The following is a 7,117-nucleotide window of genomic DNA, read 5'->3' on the forward strand; positions in this document are numbered from 1 at the left end:
AAAAAGTTGTAGTAGCTGGTGGAGGAGTTTTAGGTAGTCAGATTGCTTATCAATCTGCATTCTGTGGGTTCGACGTAACCGTCTGGTTAAGAAGTGAAGGTTCAATCGAAAGGGCTAAACCTAAATTCGAAAGGTTGTTGAATATATATTTAGGCACTCTAGAAAAAATGAAAACCGATAAAGCTGCATATTGCAGAGGTTTCAGCAAGAAAGCTGATTTAAGTGATGAAGAGATAGATGCCTTAAAAGAACAAGCTCAAAAAGCATTCGATAGTTTAACATTAACTACAAGTTATGAAGAAGCAGCAGACAATGCAGACCTTGTAATAGAAGCAATTGCAGAAGACCCTAATCAAAAGATTGCATTCTATGAGGAATTGGCAAAATATCTTCCGGAAAAAACAATTGTTGTAACAAATTCATCTACATTGCTTCCAAGTCAATTTGCAGAACATACAGGAAGGCCTGAGAAATATCTTGCATTCCACTTTGCAAACAACATTTGGGCTCAAAACACTGCTGAGGTAATGCCACACCCTGGAACCGAACAGGAATACTTTGATGCAATTGTCCAATTTGCAGAAGACATCAACATGGTTCCTATTAAGGTATTAAAAGAACAACCTGGATATGTGCTCAATTCATTGCTTGTTCCGTTCCTTTCTGCAGGACAGGCCTTATGGGCTGAAGGAGTTGCAGATCCTGAAACAATTGATTTGACATGGAGGCTTGCAACAGGCGCTCCAAACGGACCGTTCCAAATATTGGATATTGTAGGACTTGTAACTGCATATAATATTATTATTATGGACCCTAGATCCAACGACCCTGAGACAACTCAAGGTAAAATTGCCTTAAAGCTTAAGGAAAAAATAGACGCCGGTGAAACCGGTATCAATGCAGGCAAAGGATTCTATGAATATTAATAAATGATTTTATCATTTATTTTTCTTTTTTTATTTATAATATTCTCTCAAAAGAATAATTAACTGCATGGCATTGTTAACATTAATGTCAATGTACCTATCTTTGTTAAATTATTTATATTATCTATATAAATATAATAATCATCATTTATTCTATATTCTTGGAGTTATACATTTTACTATTTTTTTGAGGAATTTTTGGATATGTAAGCCCATATGTTTTTCGAGTTTTCACTAGACAATTAACTATAAAATAATTCACTTCAAACTTTAGTAAATACAGATTATTTATTATTTAATTTTTTTATACTCGATGGATTCGATTTTCTTCATATTCATAAGATCAGCATCATCATAACCTTGAATTATATTTGAATATAACAGTCCAAGGGAGTAATTGGCTATACTTTCGAGTATCGGAATAACTATACAGATATAAATTAAAAGACCAACATAGGGAATCGCTATTACAAATGATGAAACAAAAGTAACGACATTCAACAGTATTGCCATTACGATTAACCATTTGATTATGGTAACAATACCTATTCTTCTGATGTCCTCTATTACTTTATTAATCTTTAAAGCTTCCTGTAAACTATTAAAGTAAGCTAATCTGGCTTTTGCAAAGAATAATAAAAATTCAAATATGATGTATACAATAAAAATCACCACAAGCAGAAGCCCAACAGCTGCTAAAAACTCAGGTATCCTATAGTTATAAATCATATCTCTGCTTGCAGGACCTACTGTTTTTAAAGCAAGCAGAAATACTGCAGCCGGAACAATCATATAGACTATTCTTAAAGATAATACTCTGATGGAATCATATATGTTATTCACCAAATTGAAAGACGGCATCATTGCTGATTGACTTGAACCCAGCTTGACAATTGATAAAAAATATCCCGGTACAAGCAATATAAATAAGAAAAATGCGATTACTCCAATGGCTACAATATAATCATTATTTGATATCATGCCGATTGGAATGATAGCAATCAGAATGAAAAACAGGAAAATTATCGGCAATTTTTTAATATTTCTAAATGGAAATCTGAAGGAATTTGAAACTAGCTTTTTTAAGTCCATCGTAAAACTCCCCTAATTGAATATTGTATTTTTTTGATTAAAATCTTCATTTATAATGCTATTAATGCTTTTGAATTTTGTACTTGAAACATTCCTTTAAGAGAATAAAATTCTATATCAGTATTATTTTTAATTACTTAAAAAGCTTTTGATAGAATCATTTTTATCTGAAGAAAATTTTTGATGACTTCGGCATTAGATCAAATGAAAAGTTAAATGGTGATAGGTTATTTTCTTTTTGGTTGGAATCAATGATATCCTGTTAGTTTAAGCTTATCCCTCCCTATAAGCAAGGATACATTCTAGAGTGCAAAGGGTTTTGAATATTTACAATGAAAACATTCACTTCAAACAAAATAAAGAGATTAAGGGAAAAGGGATAATCCCATAGCCTCAATCATAGATTGGAAACCTAAAATAATGATAGCCACTCCGCCGAATATTTCAATGTAATCGGCATATTGGATAGCAATTTTGGTTCCGTATGTTCCAAGCAGCAACCATATGACCACTGCAATTAAACTTAATGCTCCTAAAATATATGGATCAACATGTGCAACTGCACCCTGTGAAGCTAGAATTAAGTTTTCTATGTTTCCAAAAATAAGCAGACCTGTGAATGGGGCATAGTCTTTTAAATTAACCATTATTTTCACCCCTCTTGTTTTTATGAATATTTTGGACAGCGCCGTGAATTGCCTGAATACCTAATATGACAATTGCAAGACCGCCGATGAAGGTAATGTAATTTGCATATTGGATTGCAACTTCAGTAGCCAAAGTTCCAATAATCAGCCATAAAATTACCGCAATTATACTTAATCCTCCCAATATCCTAGGATTAACACCTTGAACAACACCCTGTGATGCTAGAATAAGGTTTTCAATATTTCCAAAAATAATTAGCCCTATAAAAGGTATAAATTCTTCTAACAAATTATCACCCTATCTAATTTTAATTATTCATAATATTTAAATATTTATTCGGGTTTTGAATATTTACAATGAAAACATTCACTTCAAACTGAAGCATGGAATTAAATTGAATGCCACATTTCAGTGCTGAAATGATATCATGCCATTTAATTCTTAAAAATTCACTGATTATTTGAAATGGCGGAAACCTATTTAACCGATGGAAAATAAAATGAACCATATGCAATTAAAAGATTTATTTGTTGAATCAATAAAAGACAACAAGAAACTCATAATCGGACTGTATGTTCTCTTCATAGCAGTTTTCATTGCATCATGGATTCTTGCATCTCCCCAAATGCAAAGCGTTGCAGGAGATATTACCCCTTTAAATAATCCACAAAACACCGGAGTAGGTCCGCTGGAGCTTTTCATTCAAAATGCAGGAGGAGGAATCATGACCTACCTTGCATCAGTATTCTTTGCAATTCCGGCAATAGTAATGGTAATATACAATGCTGTCAACATAAGCCTAATAGGGCCATTGTTCGACACCATCTTGCCAAATGGGGGCATAATGTTCATCTTTTACCTGATTCCGCATGGAATATTTGAAATTACCGCAACAATCCTCCAATCCACTGCGGGAATACTTCTGTTCAAGTTCATCTGGAAATTCATCAAGGCATGGAGAAGCAGCGACACCGACGGCGCCGGAGATGCTTATGAAAAAACAAAAAAGATACTGCTTCAAAGCCTGGCGCTGATGGTTATTGCAACAGTTCTTTTGATTATTGCAGCTCCGATTGAAGCATATGTTTCATTACCAGTTTCCCAATTTTTAATGGGAGTTTTAGGACTGAGCTGAATTCTTAAAACTCTCTTTTAACATTTTTCAAGTTATAATTTTGAATTAGGATTATAACACATGCACAATTTATCTGCAACCCTGGAAGGGTTGGATATTATCAAAATAGTTGGAGACATAACTTCTATTGTTGCATTTACGGCATTCTGAAATGTTAGATTGTTCAATGTGACAGTATTCTTGGACTGAAAAATAAAAGGTGTATCCTCATTGAGTCCATCACTCGTATGATTATTGCCGTATAGTAAATTCATTATCCTTTTAATGTATATTTGGTTGCCGTCACATTTGTCATCATGTTCTAAAGTTATTTCACCCTCACTTTCAGATATTAATTGATTTAGTTCACTGAAAGGATGATAATCTGGCAAATCTGAAATTACTTGAGTTTGATTATCTGATGCCTAAACAGCAGTGATACTAAACAAAACACATAAGATTATTAAAAATATCATTGATTTTGATTTCATTATTAATCTCCACTTATTCTTTTTCGTTCAATTGCAAGAGCTTTAAAAAGTAATCATCATACTACAATCGAAGTTAAATTTACTTGGTGGTAGTCGTTTCTACAGTAGCCACTATTAGTTCCGAATTCAATCAGAAATAACTTTAAAAATTATTAAATTTAAAATTCAAGAGGGATATAACGCTTATGAAAGTGAAGCGGATGCAAATGTGGCGCCTGCAAAAACTGAAATGGTTATTAAGCATAATAAATAATGAATACAATTGCTTATTTGCGGAAATCTTTATATTAGATGCATACTAGACAATAACTTGAAATTAAATCCTATGAGGACTTATTATGCAGTAATTTTGTTTTGAATATTTACAATGAAAACATTCACTTCAAACCTTAACATGATTATTCCTCTTCTCTTTTAATTACAAGATTTTTATGCTCAGGATATTTTTTAACAATATCCAAAGCTAACCTAACATCATCTTCACGCATTTCATCAATAGTTCTTTGAAAATCTCTAGAAAATCTATATTCCCACTCATAAATGCCTGACTTAGGGATTATACCATATTTTTTTGCATAAAAATCTTCAGCAGTTCTTTCACCAACAGCAGACCTTATTTTTTTTAAAGGAATCAAATTATTGGGTATCACAACATCTCTTAATTTAATTAAAATATCTAAATTATCAATCAAATAAGGAATATTAACATAATATTTATCACTTAAAAACTGATCATACTCCTCACATAAAACCCCATCTAAAGTATGTTCAAAGTTTATTCCAGGATATAATTTGCTTTTCATTATTATCACACTTTTACTCTTAATCTCACTTTATGAATATTTTTAACATCATCATCAATTATCTCAAGAATATCACAAGGAGTATCTCTATCCAAGATGGTTTCCATTTGTCTTATAAATTTATTTCCATGTTTTTGGCTTTTGGTGCAATGTAAACAGCGTTTGTTCCAACAGGAGCTTCAATTTCTAATTCCCATTTATAAGACTTAGCTTTGCCCACATAATCTGTAGCTCCTTCCTTAGATATTGAAACGCTTCTAGCAGAAGGTAATATTGTTTCACCCTTCTTAATGTCATCTTCAGAAATATTTAACTCTTGCTGTCGTCTATAGAATTTCATATTTTTTTTAGTTTTTGCACCTTTAATTAACTTATCAAATTTATTACTTCTGCTAACTACTTCTTCAATAGCTTCATCAATCATTTCAGAAGTCCATGATGGATTTGATTTAATTAAGTTATTTCTTAATTTTTTAATATCTCTATCACATTCATCAAATAATTGTACATCTTGATACGCTTTATCATAAACCCATTCTTCTATGATTTCATCATGTTTCCCTGTTGTTGAAACATTTTTTGTGAAATATCTGTCAATGCTCTCATTTCCAGGCAACATTCCATCTTTAGTTGTGCCTTTAAATTCTTTAATATTTTTAGGATTATTAAGGTCTCCAATGTATTTAGTATCATTGGGTTTAACTTTGGTTTTACCTTCTAATTTTAATGTATCTTCAAGCAGAACTAATTTAAATTTCTTTTTAATTTTTACATTATTATATAATTTTTTATATCTTTCCGCATCTTTTGAAGATAATTTGCCTTTTTTGATAAGTTTTTGATGTAATGAATCTAATTCTTTCTGATTTTCAAGTAATCTTAAGTTTTGAATAATTCCTTTCAAAACATTCGTTTTAAACTTATTTTATTTATTTAAGTTCATCAGATAGCTTTTGAAAAGTAATGTCTATGTTGAACTTTTTTTGTTTAAAATGAATGTTTTTAGGAGCATTATTCAACATGCACAATTATCTAAATTATCAATTGTCTCATGAAAATAATTAAAAAAAAGAGTATAGGGACGATTAATCCCTATAAATTTATTTTCTGCGATAGTATGGTACAATACCGAATAAGGACAATGCCAGAAGAGCTAAAGGATTACCGGTTGCATGCATAGTTTTAGATACGCTGGATTGAGCATTCTTGTTGCTGCTTGAACTTTCACTAACGGTAAAAGTGTCATTGGCGTAATGCACTTCCATACTGTTATCTGAAAATACAGATGCATCGACATGTTTAGTTCCGCTTGTAGTGGCAATGAATGTTATAATAATCTCTTCAGTACTTGCTCCTGCAAGTGAATCCAATTTAATAACATATCCTCCATCAATTTCATCCACCTTATGAGTTGAATCAACTAATTTAAAAGTTGCGTCCACATTTTCGTATATGTCGCTGAATGAGAATTGTGCTTCCACATTTTTGGCATCATTACTGCCTAAGTTGGTTAAGATGATTTTAATCCTAACCTTATCGCCCACTTTAGGGTTTTTGTCAAGGGCAATGACTTTAATATCAACATCGGTACCATCGCTAGTGGTTGCAGAAGTTAATGTTTGATTATCTTCACTTGCGGCTATTGTTTCAGTGTTTTCTTCAGCCGCAAGAGGTTCATCACTATCCTCACTTACAGTGATTGTTTCATCAGCATTATCAATTGCCAATTCATCAGCATCAGCCACATCCTCTGCGACTACGCTGCTGACGGATAATAGGAATACGGATATTAATAATGCTACCAATAGCTTATTTTTTATATTCATTCCATTCCTCCAATTTTAAAATTTCGAACATTAAATAAATCAACACCAAATATACCTAACCTTATAAAAAAATCAAAATATAACTAATAATTCGACTTATTTTTCTATTCGTGGACAAAATATTTTAAAAATATCTTATCATGATTATTTTTAACATTAATTATTTATAAAATTATGTTTTTTTCATACTTATGAAAAAATAAATGTTCAAAATCAT

General features: G+C 31.5%; 9 protein-coding genes. 2 read left to right on the forward strand and 7 right to left on the reverse strand.

Annotation, left to right across the window (positions count from 1 at the left end; genetic code table 11):
• Positions 1–926 (forward strand): 3-hydroxyacyl-CoA dehydrogenase (locus ACKI3D_RS06110; RefSeq protein WP_407392946.1); only part of this gene is annotated, 926 nt, incomplete at its 5' end.
• Between the two features lie 291 nt (positions 927–1,217).
• Here ACKI3D_RS06110 and ACKI3D_RS06115 read toward each other — a convergent pair.
• The 3 genes from ACKI3D_RS06115 to ACKI3D_RS06125 form a co-directional block, all read right to left on the reverse strand.
• The gene (locus ACKI3D_RS06115) at positions 1,218–2,018 is read right to left on the reverse strand and encodes a DUF4013 domain-containing protein (RefSeq protein WP_407392948.1); all 801 of its coding nucleotides are present in this window, start codon (positions 2,016–2,018) and stop codon (positions 1,218–1,220) included.
• A gap of 365 nt (positions 2,019–2,383) precedes the next feature.
• On the reverse strand, positions 2,384–2,665 hold the full coding sequence (locus tag ACKI3D_RS06120) for a hypothetical protein (protein WP_407392950.1): 282 nt from the start codon (positions 2,663–2,665) through the stop codon (positions 2,384–2,386).
• A complete protein-coding gene (locus tag ACKI3D_RS06125; protein ID WP_407392952.1) occupies positions 2,658–2,954 on the reverse strand; it encodes a hypothetical protein in 297 nt (98 codons plus the stop codon). The genes ACKI3D_RS06120 and ACKI3D_RS06125 overlap by 8 nt, the downstream gene beginning before the upstream one ends.
• Positions 2,955–3,165: 211 nt before the next feature.
• Between ACKI3D_RS06125 and ACKI3D_RS06130 the strand changes: the two genes are divergently transcribed.
• Entirely contained in the window at positions 3,166–3,801 is a 636-nt protein-coding gene (locus ACKI3D_RS06130) for a stage II sporulation protein M (protein ID WP_407392954.1), read from the forward strand.
• 32 nt (positions 3,802–3,833) lie between these two features.
• Here the strand turns inward: ACKI3D_RS06130 and ACKI3D_RS06135 are convergent, their stop codons facing one another.
• The 4 genes from ACKI3D_RS06135 to ACKI3D_RS06150 form a co-directional block, all read right to left on the reverse strand.
• Positions 3,834–4,172 (reverse strand): hypothetical protein, encoded by a 339-nt coding sequence (locus ACKI3D_RS06135; protein ID WP_292825916.1) that lies wholly within the window; start codon positions 4,170–4,172, stop codon positions 3,834–3,836.
• A gap of 497 nt (positions 4,173–4,669) precedes the next feature.
• Positions 4,670–5,074, reverse strand: a complete 405-nt coding sequence (locus ACKI3D_RS06140) for a hypothetical protein (protein WP_407392956.1) — start codon at positions 5,072–5,074, stop codon at positions 4,670–4,672.
• 112 nt (positions 5,075–5,186) lie between these two features.
• Positions 5,187–5,978: a hypothetical protein gene (locus ACKI3D_RS06145; protein ID WP_407392958.1), complete on the reverse strand. Its 792-nt coding sequence runs from the start codon at positions 5,976–5,978 to the stop codon at positions 5,187–5,189.
• 196 nt (positions 5,979–6,174) lie between these two features.
• On the reverse strand, positions 6,175–6,900 hold the full coding sequence (locus ACKI3D_RS06150; protein ID WP_407392960.1) for a hypothetical protein: 726 nt from the start codon (positions 6,898–6,900) through the stop codon (positions 6,175–6,177).
• Positions 6,901–7,117: the final 217 nt, after the last annotated feature.

The organism is Methanobrevibacter sp., assembly GCF_045586545.1.
Taxonomy (GTDB): domain Archaea; phylum Methanobacteriota; class Methanobacteria; order Methanobacteriales; family Methanobacteriaceae; genus Methanocatella.

Bases quoted from the DNA above. Each gene is read 5' to 3' on its own strand.
- ACKI3D_RS06115 (WP_407392948.1), bottom strand. From the start codon at position 2,018: ATGGACTTAAAAAAGCTAGTTTCAAATTCCTTCAGATTTCCATTTAGA.
- ACKI3D_RS06120 (WP_407392950.1), bottom strand. From the start codon at position 2,665: ATGGTTAATTTAAAAGACTATGCCCCATTCACAGGTCTGCTTATTTTT.
- ACKI3D_RS06130 (WP_407392954.1), top strand. From the start codon at position 3,166: ATGAACCATATGCAATTAAAAGATTTATTTGTTGAATCAATAAAAGAC.
- ACKI3D_RS06140 (WP_407392956.1), bottom strand. From the start codon at position 5,074: ATGAAAAGCAAATTATATCCTGGAATAAACTTTGAACATACTTTAGAT.
- ACKI3D_RS06150 (WP_407392960.1), bottom strand. From the start codon at position 6,900: ATGAATATAAAAAATAAGCTATTGGTAGCATTATTAATATCCGTATTC.